The following is a 22,882-nucleotide window of genomic DNA, read 5'->3' on the forward strand; positions in this document are numbered from 1 at the left end:
GTACCGGGCGGTGGCCAGCCGCTACGACAAGCGCGACTACATCTTCAACGGCACACTCGCCGTCACAGCGATCAACATCTGGCTCCGCGACACCGTCCAAGAGCCATCAGAAACGGCCTAGGTGTGTCGTCCCAGCACGTTGGTGACAGGCGACACGCCTCGGGCGGTCCTTGCATGAGCTGAGGGACCGGCGGGCCAACCGCCGGCGCGGAGGCGGCGCGGGCGGTGGCCGGCCCGCCTGATTCGACCAGGAGCATCACCGGCGCCGGAACGAAGCCGAGCTGACCGCCAGCCGGCTCGAGGAGCTCCCGGGCGGTCGCCACCCGTCACGACAAGAGAGCCTGTGTCTTCCACGGCACAGTCACCGCGGCCGCGATCCGGCTGTGGCTCCGATCATGTTCCGCCGGACAGGTCCTAGCCGTTGCGGGGTGAGGGGAGCGCGCCGGGGCGCGGATCGTGGCGGTCGAGGCGCTCGTGGCGGGGGTCCCGCCGGGGTTCGGGCCGGGGCTCGGGGGCCGGGGCCGGCGAGGCGGACTGCTGCGGTGGGATCGACCGGGCGACGGGCACGGCCGGACGCGGACCGGTCACCGCGCCGGGGGAGCCGGGGAGAGGGCGGGGGGTGGCGGGTACGACCGGCACGGCTTCCGGCTGCCGGGCGGCGGGCGCCTCGGTGTTCTCCGGGACACCTCGTGCGGCCCCGCGCCGGGAGGAACCGTACCTGCGGTGCACGGCCTGCTTGGTGACGCCCAGCGCCGAGCCGACGGCGTCCCAGGAGAAACCCAGTGAACGGTCGAAGTCGACGGCGGCGGTGACCAGCGTTTCGACGCTGTCGCGCAGCTCTTGGGCGAGCCTGACGGTCGGCGCGGGAGCGCGACCGTAGACGACGAAACCGGCGGAGGGGCCGGTACGTCGGGGGCGATAGACGTTGCCGAGCTGCGCGGTGAGGGTGCGCAGCGCGTCCACCTGGCGGCGGACCCGCTCGATGTCCCGCACCAGAAGATGCAGGCTGGCCCGCGCCTGGGCGTCGTGCGTTGCGTGGTCGGCCATGAAGAAGCCTCTCGGACCGGCTGAAAGGGGGCGTTTCAGCTGTCGTGCTGGATGGGGGTGACTGGGGGCTGGGGGGCTGGGTGACTGGGATGTGAAGTGTGGTGGGGAAGAGGGGGTGAGGAGAAAGGGGAGGGAGGGGGGAAGGGGGTGGGAGCGGGGCCGCGGCGCCTTCGCGGGGCGGGGCGGGGCGGCGACTCGATCCGGTCAATCTGACTTGACCAACGCGACGATGGGCCCTCGGGTCACGCTGCGGGGGCGCGGACGGAGTGTCGGCAGGGCGCGCGGGAGCCCGTACGCCCCCTCCGGCCCAGGCCTGACGATGACCGTAAACTGGGGCGTCTTTCCGCGTGTGAGAGGTAGTTCGCCACCGATGAGGCTCGTCTTCGCAGGCACACCAGAGGTCGCCGTCCCGGCGCTCGATGCCCTGATCGCTTCCGAGCGGCACGAGGTCGCCGCCGTGGTCACCCGGCCCGACGCGCGGGCGGGACGCGGCAGGCGGCTGGTGCCCAGCCCCGTGGCCCAGCGGGCGCAGGAGGAGGGCATCGAGGTGCTCAAGCCCGCGCGCCCCCGGGACGAGGACTTCCTGGCGCGGCTGCGGGAGATCGCGCCCGACTGCGCGCCTGTCGTCGCCTACGGCGCGCTGCTGCCCCGCGTCGCGTTGGACGTTCCCGCCAGGGGCTGGGTCAATCTGCACTTCTCGCTGTTGCCGGCCTGGCGCGGCGCGGCGCCGGTGCAGCACGCGTTGCTCGCCGGGGACGAGATGAGCGGCGCCACCACGTTCCTCATCGAGGAGGGGCTGGACTCGGGACCCGTCTACGGCGTGGTCACCGAGGAGGTGCGGCCCAGGGACACCAGCGGCGATCTGCTGACCCGGCTCGCGTTCGCGGGCGCGGGGCTGCTCGCCGCCACGATGGACGGCATCGAGGACGGCAGCCTTCAGGCGGTGCCGCAGCCGGAGGAGGGCATCTCCCTGGCGCCGAAGATCAATGTGGAGGACGCCCGTATCGACTGGTCCGCGCCCGCGCTCCGGGTTGACCGGGTGGTGCGCGCGTGCACGCCGGCGCCCGGAGCGTGGACCGTCTTCCGCGGCGAGCGGCTCAAGGTGCGCTCCCTGGCGCCGCTGTCCGCGACGGCCACGACCGCGGGCGGGGAGGGACTTCCGCCGGGTGGGCTGAGGGCCGGCAAGAACGCGGTGCACGTGGGTACGGGGTCGCACCCGGTCGAGCTGGAGTGGGTGCAGCCGCAGGGCAAGAAGCCCATGCGGGCGGCCGACTGGGCGCGGGGCAGCCGCATCGAAGAGGGTGCCGGGTTCGAGGCGTGACAGTTTCCGGTCTCCGACCCTCCGGACGCGGTGAGGGGGCGTGGGGTCGTAGGGTGGAGGTCTTGATCCCTCGTTACGCGGAGCACCTTCAGCTGTGAGCACCCCATCCCGTCACGGCGGTCAGCCGGGCAGGTCCACCACACCGGGAAGAACGGGCAAAACAGGCAAGACAGGCCAGGGTGGCAAGTCGGGCAGGCCCGGGAAGCCGTACCGGCGGCCGCGCAAGGACCCGGTCCGTATCCTCGCCTTCGAGGCGTTGCGCGCTGTCGACGAACGCGACGCCTACGCGAACCTGGTGCTGCCGCCGCTGCTGCGGAAGGCCCGCGAGAAGGACCCCGACGAGGGCGGTCTGGACGCGCGGGACGCGGCGCTGGCCACGGAGCTGGTGTACGGCACGCTGCGGTGGCAGGGCACCTATGACGCGATCATCGCGGAGTGTGTCGACCGCCCGCTGCGCCAGGTCGACCCGCCGGTGCTGGACGTGCTCTCGCTGGGTGCCCATCAGCTGCTGGGCACCCGCATTCCGCAGCACGCCGCGGTGAGCGCCACGGTGGAGCTGGCCCGGGTGGTGCTGGGCGACGGGCGGGCGAAGTTCGTCAACGCGGTGCTGCGGCGGATCACCGCCGACGATCTGGAGGGCTGGCTGGAGCGGGTGGCGCCGCCCTATGACGAGGACCCCGAGGAGCACCTGGCGCTGCGCCACGCCCACCCGCGGTGGGTGGTCTCCGCGCTCTGGGACGCGCTGCCGGCGCGGGCCCGGCAGGGCGGCGGCCGTGCGGACATCACGGCGTTGCTGGAGGCCGACAACGAGCGGCCGGAGGTCACGCTGGTGGCCCGCCCGGGCCGGGCGTCCGTCGAGGAGCTGAGTACCGGCGAGACGGCGCCGGGGCGCTGGTCGCCGTACGCGGTGCGGATGGCCGAGGGCGGTGAGCCCGGGGCACTGGACGCCGTACGTGAGGGCAGGGCGGGGGTGCAGGACGAGGGCAGTCAGCTCGTCGCGCTCGCGCTGGCCGACGCGCCTGTGGAGGGCGGGAGCGACCGGCACTGGCTGGACGTCTGTGCGGGTCCTGGCGGTAAGGCCGCCCTGCTGGGGGCGCTGGCGGCCGGGCGGGGGGCGACGCTGTTGGCGGCCGAGAAGCAGCCGCACCGTGCCCGGCTGGTGGCCCGTGCTCTTCAGGGCAATCCGGGGCCGTGGGCAGCGGTCAGCGCGGACGGGACGCGGCCCGCGTGGCGGCCCGGGAGTTTCGACCGGGTGCTGGTGGACGTGCCGTGTACCGGACTCGGCGCGCTGCGGCGCAGGCCGGAGGCCCGGTGGCGGCGCACTCCGGAGGATCTGGCGGGGTTCGCGCCGTTGCAGCGCGGGCTGCTGCGGCAGGCGGTGGCGGCGGCCCGGGTGGGTGGCGTCGTCGCGTATGCGACGTGCTCGCCGCATCTGGCGGAGACCCGCGCCGTCGTCGACGACGTGCTGCGCGGAATGGAGAAGGATCCGCGCGGCCCGGCGGCCGAACTCCTGGACGCCCGTCCGCTGCTGCCGGGTGTACCGGAGCTGGGCGAGGGTCCCGACGTCCAACTGTGGCCGCATCTGCACGGCACGGATGCGATGTACCTGGCGCTGCTGCGCCGCACGGCGTGAAGGCCGTACGGCGTGAGAGCCCCCGGGGCGCAAGCCCCCAGGGGGCGGCAGCGCCGCCAGGCAGGCGCGCTGTGGCCGCGGCGCGCCCCACCGAGTGATCACTTCGAACGTCCACACGGAATACTGGTAACCATGGCTCAGATCAACCCCAGCATCCTGTCCGCCGACTTCGCGCGGCTCGCCGACGAGGCGGAGGCGGTCTCCGGTACCGGCGGCGCCGACTGGCTGCATGTCGATGTCATGGACAACCACTTCGTGCCCAATCTGACCCTGGGCGTGCCCGTCGTCGAGTCGCTGCGCCAGGCCACGGACACCCCGTTGGACTGCCACCTGATGATCGAGGAGCCGGACCGCTGGGCGCCGGCGTTCGTGGAGGCGGGCGCGGGTTCGGTCACCTTCCACGCGGAGGCGGCCGCGGCTCCGGTGCGGCTCGCGCGCGAGGTCCGCGCCGAGGGCGCCCGTGCGTCCATGGCGCTCAAGCCGGCCACCCCGATCGAGCCGTACGAGGATCTGCTGCCCGAGCTGGACATGCTGCTGGTGATGACGGTGGAGCCGGGCTTCGGCGGGCAGGCGTTCCTCGACATCATGCTGCCGAAGATCCGCCGCACCCGGCAGCTGATCGACAAGCACGGTCTGCAACTGTGGCTCCAGGTGGACGGCGGGGTCTCCGCCTCGACCATCGAGCGGTGCGCCGAGGCGGGTGCCGACGTGTTCGTGGCCGGCTCCGCGGTCTACGGTGCCGAGGATCCGGCGGAGGCGGTGCGTGCGTTGCGGCGGCAGGCGGAGGGGGCGGGCAGCCCGGGTCAGGGGAGCTGAGGTGAACGCTGGGTGACCAGGGTCACGTTTGTCAGGGGATCTGCAAGGATGAACGCGCGGCGCGTACGTGCCGCCAGCGCGGACACGGCAAGACAGTGAGGTGAGAGCGGTGTCGTCGGGGCGAGCCACGCGAATGGGACCCGCCGAGCTCATGCAGGCGGCGGCGATGGCCCGCCGTTTCTATCTGGAGAGCAAGTCCAAGATTCAGATCGCGGACGAGTTCGGGGTGAGCCGCTTCAAGGTGGCCCGGGTTTTGGAGACCGCGCTCGAACGTGACCTGGTGCGCATCGAGATCAGGGTGCCGGCCGAGCTGGACGCCGAGCGTTCGGACGCGCTGCGTGCCCGCTTCGGGCTGCGGCACGCGGTCGTCGTCGAGTCGCCCACCGAGGCGGTCGACGACGCGGCGGACCCGGAGAACCTCGGTGAGGTCGCCGCCGACCTGCTGGGCGAGCTGGTCACCGACGGCGATGTGCTGGGTCTGGCCTGGGGGCGCTCCACCATCCACATGGCGACGGCGCTGCGCCAGCTGCCGCCGTGCACGGTGGTGCAGCTCACCGGTGTCTACGACGCGGGCACGGCCGACCGCGGTTCGGTGGAGGCCGTCCGCCGCGCCGCCGAGGTCGCGGGCGGGGAGGCGCACCCCATCTACGCGCCGATGCTGCTGCCGGACAGCTCCACCGCGGCGGCCCTGCGCCACCAGACGGGCATCGCCCGGGCTTTCGAGTACTTCGACAAGGTGACCGTCGCCGCCGTCTCCATCGGCTCCTGGGAGCCGGGGATCTCCACGGTGCACGACATGCTCAGCGCCCAGGAGCGGGAGCACTACTCGTCGCTCGGGGTGGCCGCCGAGATGTCGGCGCACCTGTTCGACGCGCAGGGCCGGCGGATCGGCCGCGACCTGGGGGAGCGGTGCATCACCGTCGAGGCCGAGCGGCTGCGGCGGATCCCGGAGGTCGTGGCCATCGCCGGGGGGCACCGCAAGGCGGCCGCCATCGGCGCCGTGCTCCGCTCCGGACTGGTGACCAGCCTGGTGACGGACACCGCGGCCGCCGACTGGCTGCTGGCCGAGGAAGAACCCGGCCCCCGTCCGGCGTTGGAGCGTACGGATCCGGACAGCACCGCCGCTTCGTAGCAGTTCGCCGCAGGACGCTCAGCGGACCTGCGTAGTCCTCGTGGAAGGTTGAGAAGGGCAGCAGCCATGACGACCAAGAGCACCAAGCTGCCGGGGTTGGGCAAGCAGTACGACATCACCACCCGGACCGGGCGCCACATCTCGGTGGTCGCCCACCAGGACGGCCGCAGGTTCCTCGGTTTCCATCCGGAGGACGACCCGGACGCCTGTCTGGCCACGGTGCAGCTCGACCGGGAGGAGGCGGGCTCCCTGGCGGAGATCCTCGCTCCCGGCGAGAGCCCGCGGCTGGGCACGTGCGAGATGGAGATCGACCTGGTCACCGTCCGCATCCCGATGTCGGGGCAGTCCCCGTACAGCGGGGAGCCGCTGGGTGCCACGCAGGCACGCAGCCGTACCGGCGCCTCCATCGTCGCGGTGCTGCGCCGTACCGGCGCGGTGCCCTCGCCGACGCCCGACTTCCGGCTGGAGGCGGGGGACACGCTCGTCGCCGTCGGTACCCGGGAGGGAGTGGACGAGCTGACACGCATCATCTCCGGCACCTGAGCCGCCGGGGCAAGCCGCTGGACAACTGAAAGGCCCTTTGTGCACGACACCACCGTCCTGCTGATCGAACTCGGCGCCGTCATTCTGGGACTGGGGCTGGTAGGCCGCTTCGCCGGCCGTATCGGGCTCTCCCCGATCCCGCTCTACCTGCTGGGAGGCCTCGCCTTCGGGCAGGGAGGCCTCTTCCCGCTGACCGCCACCGAGGGGTTCATCGAGGTCGGTGCGGAGATCGGGGTGATCCTGCTCCTGCTGCTGCTCGGTCTGGAGTACAGCGCCTCGGAGCTGGTCACCAGTCTCAAGACCCAGTATCCGTCCGGCATCGTCGACTTCGCGCTCAACGCGGTGCCGGGCGCGGTGGCGGCGCTGCTGCTGGGATGGGGTCCGGTCGCGGCGGTGGCGCTGGCCGGTGTCACCTGGATCTCGTCGTCCGGGGTGATCGCCAAGGTGCTCACCGACCTGGGCAGACTGGGCAACAAGGAGACGCCGGTCATCCTGGGTGTGCTGGTCATCGAGGACCTGTCGATGGCCCTCTACCTGCCGCTGCTGACGGCGCTGGTGGCCGGGCTCGGGCTGGCGGGGACGAGCGTGGCGATGCTGGTCGCGGTGGGTACGGTCGGCATCGTGCTGCTGGTGGCGCTGCGCTTCGGCCGGCACATCAGCCGCGCCGTCAGCTCGAACACTCCGGAGATGCTGCTGCTCGTGGTGCTGGGGCTCACCCTGCTGATCGCGGGCATCGCCGCGAAGCTCCAGGTCTCGGCGGCCGTCGGCGCGTTCCTGGTGGGTATCGCGCTCTCGGGCGAGACGGCCGAGAACGCGCGCAGTCTGCTCATGCCGCTGCGGGACCTGTTCGCCGCCGTCTTCTTCGTCTTCTTCGGGCTCAACACCGACCCCTCCCAGATCCCGCCCGTGCTGGTGCCCGCGCTGATCCTGGCCGTGGTCACCGCCGTCACGAAGGTGCTCACCGGCTGGTACGCGGCGGGGCGTGCGGGAGTGGGCGGCAAGGGGCGGCTGCGCGCGGGCGGGGCGCTGGTGGCGCGGGGCGAGTTCTCCATCGTGATAGCGGGGCTCGCCGCGGGTGTGGACTCGCGGATCACCCCGCTGGCGACCGCGTACGTGATGATCATGGTGGTCTTCGGGCCGCTGACCGCCCGCTGGACGGAGCCGGTCGTGCGCCGTCTGAAGGGGGTGGCCGACGCGCGCCGGACGCGGCGCGAGCCGGTGGCCCGCGAGGCCGAGCCCACCGGGCCCGCTTCCGCGCACGGTCAGGAGCCCGAGCCCGCTTCCCCGCAGCAGGACCGGGCCCGAGGTGAGGTGGCCCCCGACCCGGTGAGCGGCGGCGGTCACACGTCGTAGTCGCAGTCACGCGTCGTAGTCATAGGGGGCCAGCGTCCTTGTGTGATCCCACCACGGCCGGCCGTCCACTCCGGCGGATCCTCCCCTCTCGCATGGATGTGCGGACGTGGGAGACTGAAGTACGTGCGTTTTCTCAATGATCAGCGGCCCCCGTACGACCTGACGTACGACGACGTCTTCATGGTGCCGAACCGCTCGGCGGTCGGTTCCCGGCAGGGCGTGGATCTCTCCGCGCCCGACGGCACGGGCACCACCATCCCCCTGGTGGTCGCCAACATGACCGCCATCGCCGGACGCCGGATGGCCGAGACCGTGGCTCGCCGCGGCGGGCTCGTGGTGATCCCCCAGGACATCCCGATCGACGTCGTCACCGAGGTCATCGGCTGGGTCAAGCGGCGGCACCACGTCCTCGACACCCCCATCACGCTCGCCCCCACCCAGACCGTCGCCGACGCGCTCTCGCTGCTGCCCAAGCGGGCACACGGCGCCGGCGTCGTGGTGCGGGACGGGCGGCCCGTCGGCGTCGTCACCGAGTCCGATCTGACCGGCGTCGACCGCTTCACCCAGCTCTCGGAGGTCATGACCAGCGAACTGCTCGTCGTCGACGCGGACATCGACCCCCGTGACGCCTTCAACCGGCTCGACGCCGCGCACCGCAAGTTCGCGCCGGCCGTCGGACCCGACGGCAAACTCGTCGGCATCCTCACCCGCAAGGGCGCGCTGCGAGCCACCCTCTACAGCCCCGCTGTCGACGCCGAGGGCGCCCTGCGCGTCGCCGCCGCCGTCGGTATCAACGGCGACGTGGCGGCCCGTGCCCGTGCGCTGCTGGACGCGGGCGTCGACACGCTCGTGGTGGACACCGCCCACGGCCACCAGGAGGGCATGCTCGAAGCCCTCAAGGCCGTCCGCGCCCTCGACCCGGCCGTTCCGGTCGTGGCCGGCAACGTCGTGGCCGCCGAAGGCGTGCGCGACCTGATCGAGGCGGGCGCCGACATCGTCAAGGTCGGCGTCGGCCCCGGTGCCATGTGCACCACACGCATGATGACCGGCGTCGGGCGGCCGCAGTTCTCCGCCGTCCTGGAGTGCGCCGCCGAAGCCCGCAGGTTCGGCAAGCACGTGTGGGCCGACGGCGGCGTGCGGCACCCCCGCGATGTGGCCATGGCGCTCGCCGCCGGAGCCTCCAACGTGATGATCGGCTCCTGGTTCGCCGGCACCCACGAGTCGCCCGGCGACCTCCAGCAGGCCGCCGACGGGCGCCTCTACAAGGAGTCGTTCGGCATGGCCTCGGCCCGCGCCGTGCGCAACCGCACCCAGGAGGAGTCGGCCTACGACCGGGCCCGCAAGGGCTTGTTCGAGGAGGGCATCTCCACCTCCCGGATGTTCCTCGACCCGGCCCGCCCCGGCGTCGAGGACCTGATCGACTCCGTCATCGCGGGCGTCCGCTCGTCCTGCACCTACGCGGGCGCCGGCACGCTGGAGGAGTTCACGCACAAGGCTGTCGTCGGCGTCCAGAGCGCCGCGGGATACGCGGAGGGCAAGCCGCTGCACGCCAGCTGGTGACCGCGCCCGCGACCGGCGCCGCACCCCGGGCGGGGGCGCGGCGCCGGCCGTGTCCGAGGGCTTCCGCTCCACTCCGGCGCGTGGCGTGGTCGGATAACGTGCATGAGTAGGTACACGCGCCATGCGAACACGGGCACAGGGCCGGGGGAGATCACCCCGGACGGCTGCGCCGTGGAGGTCTACGCCCGGCTGCCGGACAGCGGTGAGACCGGCATCGTCGCCTCCGCCGTGGCCGAGCCACGCGGGCTGACCCTGCTCGAACTCGGTGCGGGCTCCGGGCGGATGACCCGCCCCCTGGTCCGGCGCGGCTTCCGGGTGACCGCAGTCGACGAGTCGCCGGGCATGCTCGAGATGATCGAGGACGCCCGCACCGTGCGCTCCGCCATCGAGGACCTCGCTCTCGGCGAGCGCTTCGACGTCGTCACCCTCACCTCCTTCCTCGTCAACACCGCCGACGACGACCTGCGCACCGGGCTGCTCGATGCCTGCGCCCGGCACGTCGCCTCCGACGGCTGCGTCGTCATCCAGCGCCAGCACGACAGCCGCCACGAGGACGTCAGGCCGGGGCACGGCTGGCGCGAGGAGGGAATGACCGTCACCACCACGGACGTCGAGCAGGTCGGCGACGGCCTCACGCGCTCCCGCGTGGAGTACACCAGCGAGGGGCTGACCTGGGTGCGGACGTACTACTCGCGCCTGCTGACCGAGCCCGTCTTCGCCGAGACGCTCTCCGCCGCCGGGCTGCGCGTCGACCGCTGGCTGACCGAACGGCACGACTGGGTCCGCGCCGTACCGGTCAGTTGAAGAACCCGTTCCCCGACGGCACGTCCAGCTCCTCGCGCAGGGCGCGGGCCACCGCCGAGGCGACCAGCGCGTGTCCCGCGTCGTCGGGGTGCACGCCGTCCACCAGGTGTCCCGGACCGATCAGACCGGCTCCCGGCAGCAGCGCGAGCCGGTCGTCGCCCGCGGTGATCCGGGCCCGTACGGCCTCCTCCATCGCCGCGCGCAGGCCGGCCAGGGTCGCGCCCAGGGCGTTCGGCTCGTGCTCGGCCTCCGGACGCGGCAGCGGAGAGACCACCAGCAGCGGCGTACGGGGATGTCCGGCGCGCACCAGACGCAGGAACGCCGCGACGGTCTCGCCCATCAGCCCCGTCGAATACGGCACACCCGTCCAGCAGTTGCAGCCGAACGCCAGGGTCAGCACCGAACCGGGGAGGCCCGCCAACTGCTCGGCGCTCGCCGGCTCCCCGTGCGCGGCACCCGTGTAGCCCAGATTGACGGTGTCCAGGCCCAGCGCGCGGCCCGCGAGCGCGGGCCAGCCCAGCGAGGGGGCCGACGCCGACCAGCCCTCCGTGATCGAGTCCCCGTACACCAGCCAGCGCGGTCGCCGCGGCGCGGGCCGTGCGCCGCGCACCCCCAGCAGCACAGGCGCGTACCCCTCCGGCGGGTACAGCACTCCGGGGCCGCCCGGCCACTCCACGCGCAGCACCCTCGCGCCCTCCCGCGGTCTCTCTTGGACGGCGGTGACCCTCTCGCCTTCCCGCAGCGCCTCCCACAGCCGGCTTCCCTCCCGCAGCGCGTCCACGGTGCCCAGGGCGGCCGCGCGGTAGCGCACCTCGAACGGGCCCCGCGCGACGAACTCCAGCCGCACCCCCACCGGCATCCGGGCGCGGGCCCAGGTCGCGACCGGCAGCCGGGCCGCGTCCGCCGGGTCGGCGCGCACGCACCGGTCGCCGTCCCACCACGCCACGCCCCTCAGGAACGGCCCCGCGTCCTGCCACTCGGCCACCTCTTCAGGCACCCTCGCCCGTCCTTCCGGCCGTTCCGCGGCCCCGGTTTCCTCGTGTTCTACTGGCGCCGTGCCACAGAACGATCTCGACACCCTCGACGAACGTATCGTCCACGCCCTCGCCGAGGATGCCCGTCGCACCTACGCCGACATCGGAGCCGAGGTCGGCCTGTCGGCGCCCGCCGTGAAGCGGCGCGTGGACCGGCTGCGGGAGCGCGGCGCGATCACCGGGTTCACCGTACGGGTCGATCCGGCCGCACTGGGGTGGCAGACGGAGGGCTTCATCGAGATGTACTGCCGCTCCCGGACGGCGCCCGAGGACATCCGCCGGGCGCTCGCGCGCTATCCCGAGGTGGCCTCGGCCTCCACGGTGACCGGGGACGCCGACGCGCTCGTGCAGGTGTTCGCGGCGGACATGCGGCACTTCGAGACGGTGCTGGAGAGGATCGCGGGCGAACCCTTCGTCGACCGCACCAAGTCGGTGCTGGTGCTCTCCCCCCTGCTGCGCCGCTACAACGCGGGCCCCCCGCTGTAGGAGCGCCCCGGCCCCGGACAGCGACCGGGGGAGAGGCAGCGGCGCTCTCACGCCGCCGCGCAACAGAACGTCGGCCTTCGCGGAGATCACGCAACAGATGAAGGGTGAACCCGCAAGATCGGCAGCTTGCCGCCCGCAAAGGCGCTCCGTAGCGTCGAAGGCGTGCGTATAGCCCTCCATCAGACCCGGTCCGCGGGCCCGGACTCCCTCGACGGCGCGGCCCGCGAAGCAGCGGCGCGGGGCGCCCGGCTGCTGCTGACCCCCGAGCTCTCCCTCACGGGGTACGCCCTCGGCGCCCCGGCCCGGTACGCGGAGCCGGCGGACGGCCCCGGCGCGGCGGCGGTCTCCCGCATCGCCGCCCGCCACGGGGTGGCTGTCGGCTACGGCTACCCCGAGCGGGGCGAGGACGGCGCGGTGCACAACACCGCCCGGCTCGTCGGCCCGGACGGCGAGACCCTCGCCGACTACCGCAAGACGCACCTGTACGGCCCCTACGAGACCGCGCACTACACACCCGGGACCCGCCTGCCCGTCCAGGCGCGGCTGGAGGGGCTGACGCTCGGTCTGCTGATCTGCTACGACGTCGAGTTCCCCGAGGCCGTCCGCGCGCACGCCCTCGCGGGCACCGACGTGCTGCTCGTGCCGACCGCGCTGATGCGCCCCTACGACACGGTGGCCACCACGCTCGTTCCCGCGCGGGCCGTGGAGAGCCAGCTCTACGTCGCCTACGCCAACCGCGTGGGCCGCGAGGGGGAGTTCGACTTCGCCGGACGCAGCGCTCTGGCCGCCCCGGACGGCACGGTGCCGGCCCGCGCCGACGGTACCTCGCAGGCCCTGCTGGTGGCCGACGCCGACCCGGCGCTGCTGGCCGCCTCCCGCGAGCGCAACCCGTATCTCGCCGACCGCCGCCCCGAGCTGTACCCGGCCTGAGCCCCCCTCCAGGCTCGCCCCGGGCGCCCGTCCCCGCCCCGTACCCCCCTGCCACGCCGTCCCAGGAGCACCTCCGCATGACTTCCACCGTGCCCACCGCTGCCCACGAGCAGGACGAGCGGCAGCCCGCAGGCGAGCAGCCGGCGCAGCGCCCGCTCACGATGTTCGGCCCCGACTTCCCGTTCGCCTACGACGACTACCTGGCGCACCCGGCGGGCCTGGGCGCGGTGCCGCCCGCCGCGCACGGCAGCGAGGTCGCCGTCATCGGCGGCGGCCTGTCCGGCCTGGTGGCGGCGTACGAGCTGATGAAGATGGGACTCAAACCCGTCGTGTACGAGGCCGACCAGCTCGGCGGCCGGCTGCGCACCGCGGCGTTCGAGGGCGGCGACCCCTCGCTGCACGCGGAGATGGGCGCCATGCGCTTCCCCCCGTCCTCGACCGCGCTGCAGCACTACATCGACCTCGCCGGGCTTAAGACCACGCCGTTCCCCAACCCGCTGGCGCCCGACACCCCCTCCACCGTCGTGGACCTCAAGGGCGAGTCGCACTACGCCCGCACGCTGGAGGACCTGCCGCCCGTCTACCACCAGGTGATGGAGGCGTGGAACGCCTGCCTGGAGGAGGGCGCCGACTTCTCCGCGATGCAGCGGGCGATCCGCGAGCGGGACGTGCCCCGCATCCGCGAGATCTGGTCCCGGCTCGTGGAGAAGCTGGACAACCAGACCTTCTACGGCTACCTGTGCGACTCCCCGGCCTTCTCCTCCTTCCGGCACCGCGAGATCTTCGGCCAGGTCGGCTTCGGCACCGGCGGCTGGGACACCGACTTCCCCAACTCGATCCTGGAGATCCTGCGCGTCGTCTACACCGGCGCCGACGACGACCACCGCGGCATCGTCGGCGGCTGCCAGCAACTGCCGCTGCGCCTGTGGGAGCGCGAGCCCGGCAAGCTCGTCCACTGGCCGCAGGGAACCAGCCTGGCCTCGCTGCATCCGGACGGCGCACCCCGCCCCGCCGTCACCCGGCTGCACCGCACCGCGGGCAACCGCGTGACCGTCACCGACGCGGGCGGGAACATCCGCACCTACCCGGCCGCCGTCTTCACGGGCCAGTCGTGGCTGCTGCTCAGCCGCATCGACTGCGACGACGCGCTGCTGCCCATCGACCACTGGACGGCCGTGGAGCGCACCCACTACATGGAGTCCTCCAAGCTGTTCGTCCCCGTCGACCGGCCGTTCTGGCTCGATGAGGCTGTCGACGACAAAGGCAGGCGCACCGGCCGCGACACGATGAGCATGACGCTCACCGACCGGATGACGCGCGGCACCTACCTGCTGGACGACGGACCCGACCGGCCCGCCGTCATCTGCCTCTCGTACACGTGGTGCGACGACAGCCTCAAGTGGCTGCCGCTGGACGCCAACGAGCGGATGGAGGTCATGCTCAAGTCACTGGGCGAGATCTATCCCGGCGTCGACATCCGCAAGCACATCACCGGCGACCCGCTCACCGTCTCCTGGGAGGACGAGCCCTACTTCCTCGGCGCCTTCAAGGCCAACCTGCCGGGGCACTACCGCTACCAGCGGCGGCTGTTCACCCACTTCATGCAGGACCGGCTGCCCGCGGACCGGCGCGGCCTCTTCCTGGCGGGCGACGACATCTCCTGGACGGCCGGCTGGGCCGAGGGCGCCGTGCAGACCGCGCTCAACGCCGTGTGGGGCGTCATGCACCACCTCGGCGGCGCCTGCGACCCGGCCAACCCCGGCCCGGGGGACGCCTTCGACAGGATCGAACCGGTGCTGCTGCCGGAGGACTGACCAGGGGGCCGGGGGCGGACCAGGAGGGTGGCGAGAGGGCGGCAGGGGGCGGGCTACAGACCCGCCTCCGTGACCGCCTCCCGCAGCTCCTTCGCGGACTCGATCAGCTCCTGGGCGTCGCGGCACTCCAACTGGTTGTCCAGCAGCACCTCGCTCACCCCGGCCCGCGCCGCCCCGGCCAGGTCCTCCACGATCTGCTCGACACTGCCCTGGTAGGGGCTGCGCCTCCCCTCGACGGGGCGGTCGGTGACTCGGACGAACGCCCGTACGGTCGTGGACAGTTCGGCGGGGTCGCGCCCCACCTCGCCGGCCAGTTCCCTGATGCGGGCATGGGTGGCGGACACCTGCTCGTTGGAGACCAGCGAAGGCAGCCAGCCGTCGGCCCGCCGCACCAGCCGCCGCAACGCACGGTCGTTGCCCGCCGCCAACAGCACCGGAACGTGGGACGCCGCCGGCTTGGGGCCCACGGCCGACGGGGTGAAGCGGGTGCGCCCGCCCTCGTAGGAGGCCGGGTCGGCACCCCAGACCCGGGCGCACACGTCCAGCAGCTCGTCCAGGGCGGCGCCACGCGAGGCGTAGTCGACTCCCGCCGCCGCGTACTCGTCACGCGACCAGCCCGTACCCAGACCGGCGACGAGCCGGCCCCCGCTGGCCGCGTCCAGCGAGCCCAGCGCCCGCGCCAGCAGGAACGGCGGGCGCAGCGGACCGACCAGGACAGCGGAGCCCAGCCGTACGCGCCCGGTGACGGCGGCGGCCATCGACAGGGTGACCAGCGGATCGGCGACCGACCTGAAATACGCGGACCACTCCAGACCCGGAATCAGATACATGTCGTCCACGGGCTGTTCCGGCCGCATGATCCGCTCCAGCACCCAGACGCTGTCGTACCCCATCTCCTCGGCCGCGCGCGCCACCGCCGTCACGTCCGTGGCCAGGTCGTACGTCCCCGTCTGCGGCAGTCCAAGCCCCAGTCGCAGTGCCATCTCGCCCTCCGTCAGCTGATCGCCCGTCGTCGGCGCCCCGCGCCGGGGCCGTCCCCCGCGCCCGTGGCACCACCTGCCTACGCGATCAGGTCCCTCCGGGCAATGGCGCCTCCCCGGGCCCGACGCTCAGTGCCACAGCGGTGTCAGCAGGCAGCGGCCCGTCATGGCGACCGTCGAGTCCAGCCCGTCCGCCATGTCCTCGAGCAACTCGCCGAACGGGCGCAGCCCCCACAGGGCACGGAACGCGGCCCACGCGCCGCACCGCGCCCGCTCCAGGCTCCACGCACCGATCAGATGCGTCAGCGGATCGGCGACGTCCAACAGGTCGGGGCCCGGCATCAATTCCTCGCGGATGCGCTCCTCAAGACCCGTCAGCAGCTCACCGATCCGCTCGAAGTCCGTCTCCAGGGTCTCGGGACCCACCCCGAGCGCCTGGCAGGTGTCCACCAGCGCCAGCGGCAGGTCGTGGCAGATGTGCGCGTTGATGCCCGCCAGGGCGAACTGGAGCGGATGCACGGACGGATGGCGACGGAAGCGGAAGAGCGGACGCCAGCACGCGGGCGTGCGCAGCCCCGCGGCCTCGGCGTCCACCGCGTCCAGGAAACGCCGGGCGAAGCGCGTGCCCAGCTCGCCGGTGGCGGCACGGTCGGCGAAGTGCCCCGACACCAGCCGCCGCTCCAACTCCTCGGTCACCGACAGATACACCCGGTCGAAGACGGCCACCCCGTCCTGGCGCGGCAGCGACGCGCCGATCTCCCGCATGCGAGCCGTCACTTCGGCGATCGACGCCGACGACACCGCGCGCTGCGCGGGTACCTGGTCCGTAGAGGTCATGCCACGCAGGGTGACAGCCGGCCGCACGCCACGGGGCCAGCCCGCACCGCAGGGCCCCCGGACGGAGGACGCGCGAACCCCCGTTCAATCGGCGCGCCGCCTCACTCCTTCTCGTCGTAGCCGCTGGTGCCCTCGTCCAGCAGCGGCTCCTGCGTCTTGAGATGCGGCGGGGCCAGTGCCTTGAGGACGTGGTAGCCGGTGAGGACGACGATCGTGCCCAGCGCGATGCCGCTCAACTCGAAGGTGTCGGTGAACTTCAGGGAGACGCCGCCGACCCCGATGATGATGCCCGCGGCCACCGGCACCAGGTTGAGCGGGTTGCGCATGTCCACGCGGTTGTTGATCCAGATCTGCGCGCCGAGCAGACCGATCATGCCGTACAGGATGACGGTGATGCCGCCGAGCACCCCGCCGGGAATGGCCGCGACGATCGCACCGAACTTCGGGCAGAGCCCGAAGAGCAGAGCGAAGCACGCCGCCGCCCAGTACGCGGCCGTCGAGTAGACGCGCGTGGCGGCCATGACCCCGATGTTCTCCGAATACGTCGTGGTGGCCGGGCCGCCGAACGCCGTCGAGAGCACGCTGCCCACGCCGTCCGCGGAGATCGCGGTACCGAGCTGGTCGTCGAGCGGGTCCCCCGTCATCTCGCCGACGGCCTTCACATGGCCCGCGTTCTCGGCCACCAGCGCGATCACCACCGGCAGCGCCACCAGGATCGCCGACCACGAGAAGTCGGGGCCGTGCACCGACGGCAGCCCGAACCAGTCGGCCTGCCCCACCCCGGACAGATCCAGCCGCCAGTGGTCCACGGTCTTCCCGCTCGCGTCCTGCGAGTGGATCCGGCCGAAGACCGTATCGAAGCCCCACGACAGCAGATACCCGACGACCAGCCCCAGAAAGATCGCGATGCGCGACCAGAAACCCCGCAGGCAGACCACGGCGAGACCGGTCAGCAGCATCGTCAGCGCAGCCGTCCACTGATCCTGCGGCCAGTACGTGCTCGCCGTGACCGGCGCGAGATTGAAGCCGATCAGCATGACGACCGCGCCGGTCACCACGGGCGGCATCGCCGCGTGGATGATCCGCGCTCCGAACTTCCGCACCGCCATGCCGACGAGGAAGAGCACGGCACCGACCACCAGGATCGCGCCGGTCACCGTCGCGCTGCTGCCGCCCTGGCCGCGGATGACGGCGGCCACGCCCACGAACGAGAGGCTGCACCCCAGATAGCTCGGTACCCTGCCGCGGGTCGCGAGCAGGAAGAGCATCGTCGCGAACCCGGACATCATGATGGCCAGGTTGGGATCGAGGCCCATCAGGACGGGCGCCACGAAGCTGGCGCCGAACATCGCCACCACGTGCTGGGCGCCCAGACCCGCGGTCCGCGGCCACGACAGCCGCTCGTCGGGCTTCACGACGGCACCGGGTGCGGGGACACGCCCGTCCCCGTGCACCTTCCACCGCACGCCGAGCCCACCCATGTTCGCTCCCGCTCTGTACCTGGCCGATTCTGATCGCCCCACATCCTAGTTCGACCACCACTGCCCCCTCCCCGCCCCGGGCAGTGCGGCGGAACAGCCCCCTTTGTCCCGCCGCGAAGGTGGCGTACCCCGCCGGGGCCCAGCAGGGGGCGGGCCGAGCCCCTCTGTCCGCCGCGACGGCGGCGTACCCCCGCCGGGGTGTTCGGCGGTGCCGCACGGCCGTCCGCCGGGGGCTCGCGGGGGCGGGGTGAGCCGCCTTTGTCCCGCGGCAGCGGTGGCGTACCTGCCGGGGGCTCAGCGGGGGCGGGGTGATCCCCTTTTGTCCGCCGCGACGGCGGCGTACCCCCGCCGGGGTGTTCGGCGGTGCCGCACGGCCGTCCGCCGGGGGTCCAGCAGGGGTGTGTGGCGAGGCCCCTTCTGTCCGCCGCGACGGTGGCGTACCGCCACCGGGGTGCTCGGCGGTGCAGGCGTGACCGTTCGTCGGGGGCGCCCCCAGGGGCGGAGGGATGTGAGAGGCCGGGGAAGTCGGCGGAGGCACAGTGCCGAACGTCAGGTGCGCACAACGGTGGCCATGGCCACCAGCCCCAGCAGCAGGGCGGTGACGACGCCGAAAGAGACCGACAGCGTGGTCGTCTGGGCGATCCAGCCGACGATGCCGGGCGCGGCCAGGCCGGAGGCGTAGGCCAGGGTGGCGACCCCGGCGATGGCCTGTCCTGGCGCGGCGGCGCTGGTGCGGCCCGCCGCGGCGAAGCAGAGCGGGACCACCACGGCGATGCCGACGCCGATGAGGGCGAACCCGGCGACGGCCAGGGCAGGTGTGCGGGCGGCGACGACGAGCGCCGCGCCCAGCGCGGCGAGTACTCCGCCGGTCCGCACCGTCGCCACGGGGCCGAACCGCCGCACGACCGCGTCGCCGGACAGTCGGGCGAGGGCCATGGTGCAGGCGAACGCCGTGTACGCGGAGGCGGCGAGGCCGGGTTCGGCCCCGGTGACGTCGGCCAGGTAGATGCCGGACCAGTCCATCGAGGCGCCCTCGGCGAAGACCGCGCAGAAGCCCAACAGCCCGACGGCCAGCGCACCGCGCGAGGGAAGCGCGAACCGGGGCGGCGCTTCGGTGCCGCCCTCCTCGTCGGCGGGGCCAGCAGGCGCGGCAGCGGCCTCGGTCCCGGGTGTCCAGCGCGCGGCGACCACCGCGACCGCGCCCAGCAGCGGCGCCGCCCAAGCCAGATGGACCCGTCCGTCGAGGCCCGCGTGGGCCGCCAGTACGCCGCCGGCGCCGCCGACCAGGGTGCCCACGCTCCACAGGCCGTGCAGCCCCGACATCACCGAACGTCCGTACGCCTCCTCGACGCGTACGCCCTGGGCGTTCATGGCCACGTCCATCAGCCCGAGCCCGCACCCGTAGAGGAACAACGTCAGGCACAGCCAGCCCAGCGCCGGTGCCAGCGGCGGCAGCACGAGGCCCGCGCAGCAGACCAGCGACACCCAGGCGAGGGCACGCCGCGGGCCGTACCTGTGGGCGAGGCGGGCGGAGAGCGGCATGGCGGCGGAGGCGCCCGCCGTCATGAACACCAGTGCCAGTCCCAGCCAGCCGGGGCTGAGGTCGAGGTGTTCGCGCAGCCAGGGGATGCGGGTGGCGAAGGTGCCGCTGGCGGTGCCGTGCACGGCGAAGACGACCGAGACGGCCACCCTCGTGCGCCGTACCTCCGGGCCGGGGCGTGACCTGCCAAAAGCGCCCTCCGCGGTGGTGTCCGGGTCCGGGCCGTGCGGCCGGTCGGTGCCTACGGGCGCCGTCGTGCGCCGGTCGCCGGGCGTGGTGTCCGTCCTCGACTCCGGCTCCGGCCGGCTGTCGCCCGTCTGCATCCTGTCCCTGTCTTCCCTTGCCCGCCACCCGAACCCCGTGAGGCACGGCTACCCCGTGAGGCACAGCTACTCGGTGAAGCCACCGTTACGCCGTGAGGCACCGCTACGCCGTGAGGCACCGCTACGCCGTGAGGCACCGCTACCCCTGAGGCGCCGCGCGGCCGGGGCCGCCACCGGCGCCGGCCGAGGGCGACCCCCGCTGGTGTCCCGCGCTGATCGTGCCCGGCCCGCGGTCGGTTCGAACACCAGCGCAGGGAGTGGTTACGGACGCGCTGTTTTCGGCCACTGTGAGTCAGTACACAGCGCCCGCCCGCATGGGCCCCGCTTCCGCGTGGCAGACTTGGGGATATCTCCCGGCCGAAGGCTGGGGGAGTACCAGTGACGTCAGCGCACTCCGGGGTCGGTGAAAGTCCGAACCGGCGGTTACAGTCCGCGACCCGACCGCAGCCAGCGGCCGGTTGACCAGGTGAGATTCCTGGACCGACGGTGAAAGTCCGGATGGGAGGCAGTGCGCGGCGGGCCGAAGCCGGTACGCCGTCCTCGTCGGCGGCCCCGCCCGGGCAGCAGCCTCAAAGCGGGTCCTCCGCTCCGGCCGGTGTCGCACCGGATGCGTGTCCGTCCTCGTCCGCTCGAGGTCTCTCGAGTAAGCCCCGGAGTCCGTGCCCGATGAGGCAGGAGGACCCGGTGGCCCCCCACCCCCAGGCGCCGTCCGCGCCGCAGGCCGAGCGCGAGGCCATGCGCCGCGCCCTCACCCTCGCCGCGCGGGGGCTCGGCTCCACCAGTCCGAATCCGGTGGTCGGCTGCGTCGTCCTCGACCGTGCGCGCCGGACCGTGGGGGAGGGCTGGCATCAGCGCGCCGGCGGGCCGCACGCCGAGGTCCACGCCCTCGCCGAAGCCGGCGACGACGCGCGCGGCGGCACCGCGGTCGTCACCCTCGAACCCTGTGACCACACCGGACGCACCGGACCGTGCTCGCGGGCGCTCGTCGACGCGGGTGTCGCGCGCGTCGTCTACGCCGTCGCCGATCCCGGTCCAGGGGCCGCGGGCGGCGCCCGTACCCTCGCCGCAGCCGGTGTCGACGTCGAGGGCGGGCTGCTGGCCGACGAGGCGGCCGCGGGCAACGTGGCGTGGCTGACCTCGGTGCTGCGCGGCCGCCCCTACGTGACCTGGAAGTACGCCGCCACGCTCGACGGGCGCACCGCCGCGGCCGACCGCTCCAGCCGCTGGATCACCTCCGCCGAGGCCCGCGCCGACGTGCACCGGCTGCGCGCCGAGTCCGACGCGGTGCTCGCCGGTTCCGGCACGGCACGCGCCGACGACCCGCATCTGGCCGTGCGCGGGATCCCCGGCGCCGTCCAGCCGCTCCGCGTCGTCGTCGACAGCGAGGCCGCCGCCGTCGGGGCCGGTGCGCGCGTCCTCGATTCGGTGGCGCCCACCCTCGTGGCCGTCGCCCGTGACGCGGACGCCGCGGCGCTCGAAGGTGCGCTGCGCGACGCCGAGGGCGAGGCCGCACTGCTGCGGCTGCCCCGGGCCTCCGAGGGGCCCGGGCTCGACCTGGGCGCCCTGCTGGCCGCCTTGCACGCACGCGGCGTGCGCTCGGTCCTGCTGGAGGGCGGTGCCACTCTCGCCGGCGCGTTCGTCGCCGCGGGGCTGGTCGACCGGGTGGTCGGCTATCTGGCGCCCGTGCTGCTGGGGGCCGGGCCGGCGGCGCTGGGCGAGGCCGGAATCAGCACGATCGCGCAGGCGTTGCGGCTGACCGTGAGCGAGACCGTGCGACTCGGACCCGACCTGCGGATCACCGCCGTGGGCGGCGCGGCACCCGGGACGGCACACGCCGCCGGCCATGTCGCCACTACCGCCACCGCCGGAGCGAAGAAGCCGTCCGAGCAACCTGAGGAGTCCTGAGTGTTCACCGGAATCGTGGAAGAGCTGGGCGAGGTCGTCGCCGTCGAGGACCGGGGCGAGGCGGCACGGCTGCGGCTGCGCGGGCCGCGCGTCACGGCGGACGTGGGCCACGGGGACTCGATCGCCGTCAACGGCGTGTGCCTGACCGTCGTCGAGACGAGTGACGGCGTCTTCACCGCCGATGTCATGGCGGAGACCCTGCACCGCTCCGGTCTCGGCGCGCTGAGGGCAGGCTCGCCCGTCAACCTGGAGCGCCCCATGGCGCTGGGCGGGCGGCTCGACGGCCATCTCGTGCAGGGGCACGTCGACGGCAGTGGCACCATCACGGCCCGCAGCGACGCGGACAGCGGCACCGAGATCACCGTCGGCCTGCCCGACGGGCTCGGCCGGTACCTGGTGGAGAAGGGCTCGATCACGGTGGACGGCATCAGCCTGACCGTGGTGGAGGCGGGGGAGGCCCACTTCACCGTCTCCCTCATCCCCACCACGCTCGCCCTGACCACGCTGGGCACCAAGCAGCCGGGCGACCCGGTGAACCTGGAGGTCGACGTCCTGGCCAAGTACGTGGAGCGGCTGATGGGCGCCGCACCCACCGGCCGGGAGACTCCGAGTGGCAGCCGGACCCCGCACCAGGGGGAGAGGGAAGAGGCGCGGTGAACGTCTTCGAGTGGCTCAACAGCGAGGCGTTCACCGTCTTCGGGCAGCGCGTCATCTGGTCCGACATGCTGGGCAACACCATCGGGCTGATAGCCCTCGCGCTCGGCTGGCGCCGCTCCCTCGCGACGTGGCCCGCCCAGTTCCTCTCCGGGCTGGTACTCGTCGGCGCGTTCGCCTACGCGCACCTGGCCGGCGGTGTCGGCAAGCAACTCCTGGTGATCGTGGTGGCCCTGTGGGGCTGGCGTCAGTGGCGGCGCGGCAACCAGCAGGCGCAGGACGGCTCCATCGCCGTACGGTTCGCCGGCCGGCGCGAGCGCGTGGTCCTCGCGCTGGGCACCGCGCTGGGCACGGTGGCAGTCGGCACCCTCTTCAGCCTCGTCCCTGCGCTCTCGTGGAGCCCCTGGGCCGACGCGTACATCTTCGTCGGCACGCTGGCCGCCATGGTCGCCCAGGCGCGTGGCCTGGTGGAGTTCTGGTTCGCCTGGCTGCTGGTCGACGTGGTCGGCGTGCCGCTGGCCTTCAGCAGCGGGCTGGCCTTCTCGGGACTCGTCTACGTCGTCTACCTCGGCCTGGTGCTGTGGGGCCTGCGTGACTGGTGGCAGCGGTCCCGCAGCGGTGCCCGCGCCCCGGCGGGAACCCGTAAGGAGCCCGCGCTGGGCCCGACCGGAGCCGCGCTGTGAGCGGCG

The 22,882-nt window shown here is 73.3% G+C and carries 20 protein-coding genes, 1 pseudogene and 1 riboswitch; of the genes and pseudogenes, 15 read left to right on the plus strand and 6 right to left on the minus strand.

Annotation, left to right across the window (positions count from 1 at the left end; translation table 11 throughout):
- Positions 1-176: 176 nt before the first annotated feature.
- A pseudogene (locus DTL70_RS34470) lies at positions 177-432 on the plus strand (hypothetical protein); the annotation flags it as partial.
- Here the strand turns inward: DTL70_RS34470 and DTL70_RS27285 are convergent.
- A complete protein-coding gene (locus tag DTL70_RS27285) occupies positions 415-1,047 on the minus strand; it encodes a hypothetical protein (RefSeq protein WP_114024678.1) in 633 nt (210 codons plus the stop codon). The pseudogene DTL70_RS34470 and the gene DTL70_RS27285 overlap by 18 nt on opposite strands.
- A gap of 370 nt (positions 1,048-1,417) precedes the next feature.
- Here DTL70_RS27285 and fmt point away from each other — a divergent pair, with 370 nt between their 5' ends.
- The 8 genes from fmt (at position 1,418) to DTL70_RS27325 (ending at position 10,209) form a co-directional block, all read left to right on the plus strand.
- On the plus strand, positions 1,418-2,368 hold the full coding sequence (gene fmt, locus DTL70_RS27290; RefSeq protein WP_114024679.1) for a methionyl-tRNA formyltransferase: 951 nt from the start codon (positions 1,418-1,420) through the stop codon (positions 2,366-2,368).
- A gap of 94 nt (positions 2,369-2,462) precedes the next feature.
- Entirely contained in the window at positions 2,463-4,001 is a 1,539-nt protein-coding gene (locus DTL70_RS27295; RefSeq protein WP_114024680.1) for an RsmB/NOP family class I SAM-dependent RNA methyltransferase, read from the plus strand.
- 132 nt (positions 4,002-4,133) lie between these two features.
- Positions 4,134-4,817, plus strand: coding sequence for a ribulose-phosphate 3-epimerase (gene rpe / locus DTL70_RS27300; protein WP_114024681.1), 684 nt, complete (start codon positions 4,134-4,136; stop codon positions 4,815-4,817).
- Between the two features lie 133 nt (positions 4,818-4,950).
- Complete coding sequence (locus DTL70_RS27305; protein WP_181861109.1) at positions 4,951-5,949, plus strand: sugar-binding transcriptional regulator; 999 nt, start codon at positions 4,951-4,953, stop codon at positions 5,947-5,949.
- Positions 5,950-6,015: 66 nt separating this feature from the next.
- Positions 6,016-6,492 (plus strand): cation:proton antiporter regulatory subunit, encoded by a 477-nt coding sequence (locus DTL70_RS27310; RefSeq protein ID WP_114015639.1) that lies wholly within the window; start codon positions 6,016-6,018, stop codon positions 6,490-6,492.
- Between the two features lie 39 nt (positions 6,493-6,531).
- Positions 6,532-7,845, plus strand: a complete 1,314-nt coding sequence (locus DTL70_RS27315; protein ID WP_114024683.1) for a cation:proton antiporter — start codon at positions 6,532-6,534, stop codon at positions 7,843-7,845.
- A 123-nt stretch (positions 7,846-7,968) separates the two neighbouring features.
- On the plus strand, positions 7,969-9,405 hold the full coding sequence (locus DTL70_RS27320) for a GuaB1 family IMP dehydrogenase-related protein (protein WP_114024684.1): 1,437 nt from the start codon (positions 7,969-7,971) through the stop codon (positions 9,403-9,405).
- Positions 9,406-9,507: 102 nt separating this feature from the next.
- The gene (locus DTL70_RS27325) at positions 9,508-10,209 is read left to right on the plus strand and encodes a class I SAM-dependent methyltransferase (RefSeq protein WP_114024685.1); all 702 of its coding nucleotides are present in this window, start codon (positions 9,508-9,510) and stop codon (positions 10,207-10,209) included.
- Here the strand turns inward: DTL70_RS27325 and DTL70_RS27330 are convergent.
- The gene (locus DTL70_RS27330) at positions 10,202-11,206 is read right to left on the minus strand and encodes a GDSL-type esterase/lipase family protein (RefSeq protein ID WP_114024686.1); all 1,005 of its coding nucleotides are present in this window, start codon (positions 11,204-11,206) and stop codon (positions 10,202-10,204) included. The genes DTL70_RS27325 and DTL70_RS27330 overlap by 8 nt on opposite strands.
- Positions 11,207-11,264: 58 nt before the next feature.
- Between DTL70_RS27330 and DTL70_RS27335 the strand changes: the two genes are divergently transcribed.
- From DTL70_RS27335 to DTL70_RS27345, 3 genes are all read left to right on the plus strand, one after another.
- Positions 11,265-11,729 (plus strand): Lrp/AsnC family transcriptional regulator, encoded by a 465-nt coding sequence (locus DTL70_RS27335; protein ID WP_114024687.1) that lies wholly within the window; start codon positions 11,265-11,267, stop codon positions 11,727-11,729.
- 162 nt (positions 11,730-11,891) lie between these two features.
- A complete protein-coding gene (locus DTL70_RS27340) occupies positions 11,892-12,659 on the plus strand; it encodes a carbon-nitrogen hydrolase family protein (RefSeq protein WP_114024688.1) in 768 nt (255 codons plus the stop codon).
- A 77-nt stretch (positions 12,660-12,736) separates the two neighbouring features.
- The gene (locus tag DTL70_RS27345; RefSeq protein WP_114024689.1) at positions 12,737-14,473 is read left to right on the plus strand and encodes a flavin monoamine oxidase family protein; all 1,737 of its coding nucleotides are present in this window, start codon (positions 12,737-12,739) and stop codon (positions 14,471-14,473) included.
- A 53-nt stretch (positions 14,474-14,526) separates the two neighbouring features.
- Here the strand turns inward: DTL70_RS27345 and DTL70_RS27350 are convergent, their stop codons facing one another.
- The 4 genes from DTL70_RS27350 to DTL70_RS27365 form a co-directional block, all read right to left on the minus strand.
- Entirely contained in the window at positions 14,527-15,456 is a 930-nt protein-coding gene (locus DTL70_RS27350; protein ID WP_114024690.1) for a TIGR03619 family F420-dependent LLM class oxidoreductase, read from the minus strand.
- 126 nt (positions 15,457-15,582) lie between these two features.
- A complete protein-coding gene (locus DTL70_RS27355; protein WP_114024777.1) occupies positions 15,583-16,290 on the minus strand; it encodes a DUF5995 family protein in 708 nt (235 codons plus the stop codon).
- Between the two features lie 101 nt (positions 16,291-16,391).
- On the minus strand, positions 16,392-17,771 hold the full coding sequence (locus tag DTL70_RS27360) for a uracil-xanthine permease family protein (protein WP_114024691.1): 1,380 nt from the start codon (positions 17,769-17,771) through the stop codon (positions 16,392-16,394).
- Positions 17,772-18,320: 549 nt separating this feature from the next.
- Positions 18,321-19,634, minus strand: coding sequence for an MFS transporter (locus tag DTL70_RS27365; RefSeq protein WP_114024692.1), 1,314 nt, complete (start codon positions 19,632-19,634; stop codon positions 18,321-18,323).
- A 385-nt stretch (positions 19,635-20,019) separates the two neighbouring features.
- Positions 20,020-20,150: riboswitch (FMN riboswitch) on the plus strand.
- A gap of 150 nt (positions 20,151-20,300) precedes the next feature.
- Between DTL70_RS27365 and ribD the strand changes: the two genes are divergently transcribed.
- The 3 genes from ribD to DTL70_RS27380 are packed head-to-tail and all read left to right on the plus strand — an operon-like array spanning position 20,301 to position 22,876.
- The gene (ribD, locus tag DTL70_RS27370; protein WP_114024693.1) at positions 20,301-21,539 is read left to right on the plus strand and encodes a bifunctional diaminohydroxyphosphoribosylaminopyrimidine deaminase/5-amino-6-(5-phosphoribosylamino)uracil reductase RibD; all 1,239 of its coding nucleotides are present in this window, start codon (positions 20,301-20,303) and stop codon (positions 21,537-21,539) included.
- On the plus strand, positions 21,540-22,196 hold the full coding sequence (locus DTL70_RS27375) for a riboflavin synthase (protein ID WP_245979848.1): 657 nt from the start codon (positions 21,540-21,542) through the stop codon (positions 22,194-22,196).
- Positions 22,193-22,876 (plus strand): nicotinamide mononucleotide transporter family protein, encoded by a 684-nt coding sequence (locus tag DTL70_RS27380; RefSeq protein ID WP_114024694.1) that lies wholly within the window; start codon positions 22,193-22,195, stop codon positions 22,874-22,876. Before DTL70_RS27375 ends, DTL70_RS27380 begins: the two co-directional genes overlap by 4 nt.
- Positions 22,877-22,882 lie beyond the last annotated feature (6 nt).

This window comes from Streptomyces diacarni (genome assembly GCF_003323715.1).
Lineage (GTDB): Bacteria > Actinomycetota > Actinomycetes > Streptomycetales > Streptomycetaceae > Streptomyces > Streptomyces diacarni.

What these genes read in the sequence shown, in the direction of transcription:
- DTL70_RS27285 (WP_114024678.1), bottom strand. Translation starts at nt 1,047, where the DNA reads ATGGCCGACCACGCAACGCACGACGCCCAGGCGCGGGCCAGCCTGCAT.
- fmt (WP_114024679.1), top strand. Translation starts at nt 1,418, where the DNA reads ATGAGGCTCGTCTTCGCAGGCACACCAGAGGTCGCCGTCCCGGCGCTC.
- rpe (WP_114024681.1), top strand. Translation starts at nt 4,134, where the DNA reads ATGGCTCAGATCAACCCCAGCATCCTGTCCGCCGACTTCGCGCGGCTC.
- DTL70_RS27305 (WP_181861109.1), top strand. Translation starts at nt 4,951, where the DNA reads ATGGGACCCGCCGAGCTCATGCAGGCGGCGGCGATGGCCCGCCGTTTC.
- DTL70_RS27310 (WP_114015639.1), top strand. Translation starts at nt 6,016, where the DNA reads ATGACGACCAAGAGCACCAAGCTGCCGGGGTTGGGCAAGCAGTACGAC.
- DTL70_RS27325 (WP_114024685.1), top strand. Translation starts at nt 9,508, where the DNA reads ATGAGTAGGTACACGCGCCATGCGAACACGGGCACAGGGCCGGGGGAG.
- DTL70_RS27345 (WP_114024689.1), top strand. Translation starts at nt 12,737, where the DNA reads ATGACTTCCACCGTGCCCACCGCTGCCCACGAGCAGGACGAGCGGCAG.
- DTL70_RS27350 (WP_114024690.1), bottom strand. Translation starts at nt 15,456, where the DNA reads ATGGCACTGCGACTGGGGCTTGGACTGCCGCAGACGGGGACGTACGAC.
- DTL70_RS27355 (WP_114024777.1), bottom strand. Translation starts at nt 16,290, where the DNA reads ATGACCTCTACGGACCAGGTACCCGCGCAGCGCGCGGTGTCGTCGGCG.
- DTL70_RS27360 (WP_114024691.1), bottom strand. Translation starts at nt 17,771, where the DNA reads ATGGGTGGGCTCGGCGTGCGGTGGAAGGTGCACGGGGACGGGCGTGTC.
- DTL70_RS27365 (WP_114024692.1), bottom strand. Translation starts at nt 19,634, where the DNA reads ATGCAGACGGGCGACAGCCGGCCGGAGCCGGAGTCGAGGACGGACACC.
- ribD (WP_114024693.1), top strand. Translation starts at nt 20,301, where the DNA reads ATGAGGCAGGAGGACCCGGTGGCCCCCCACCCCCAGGCGCCGTCCGCG.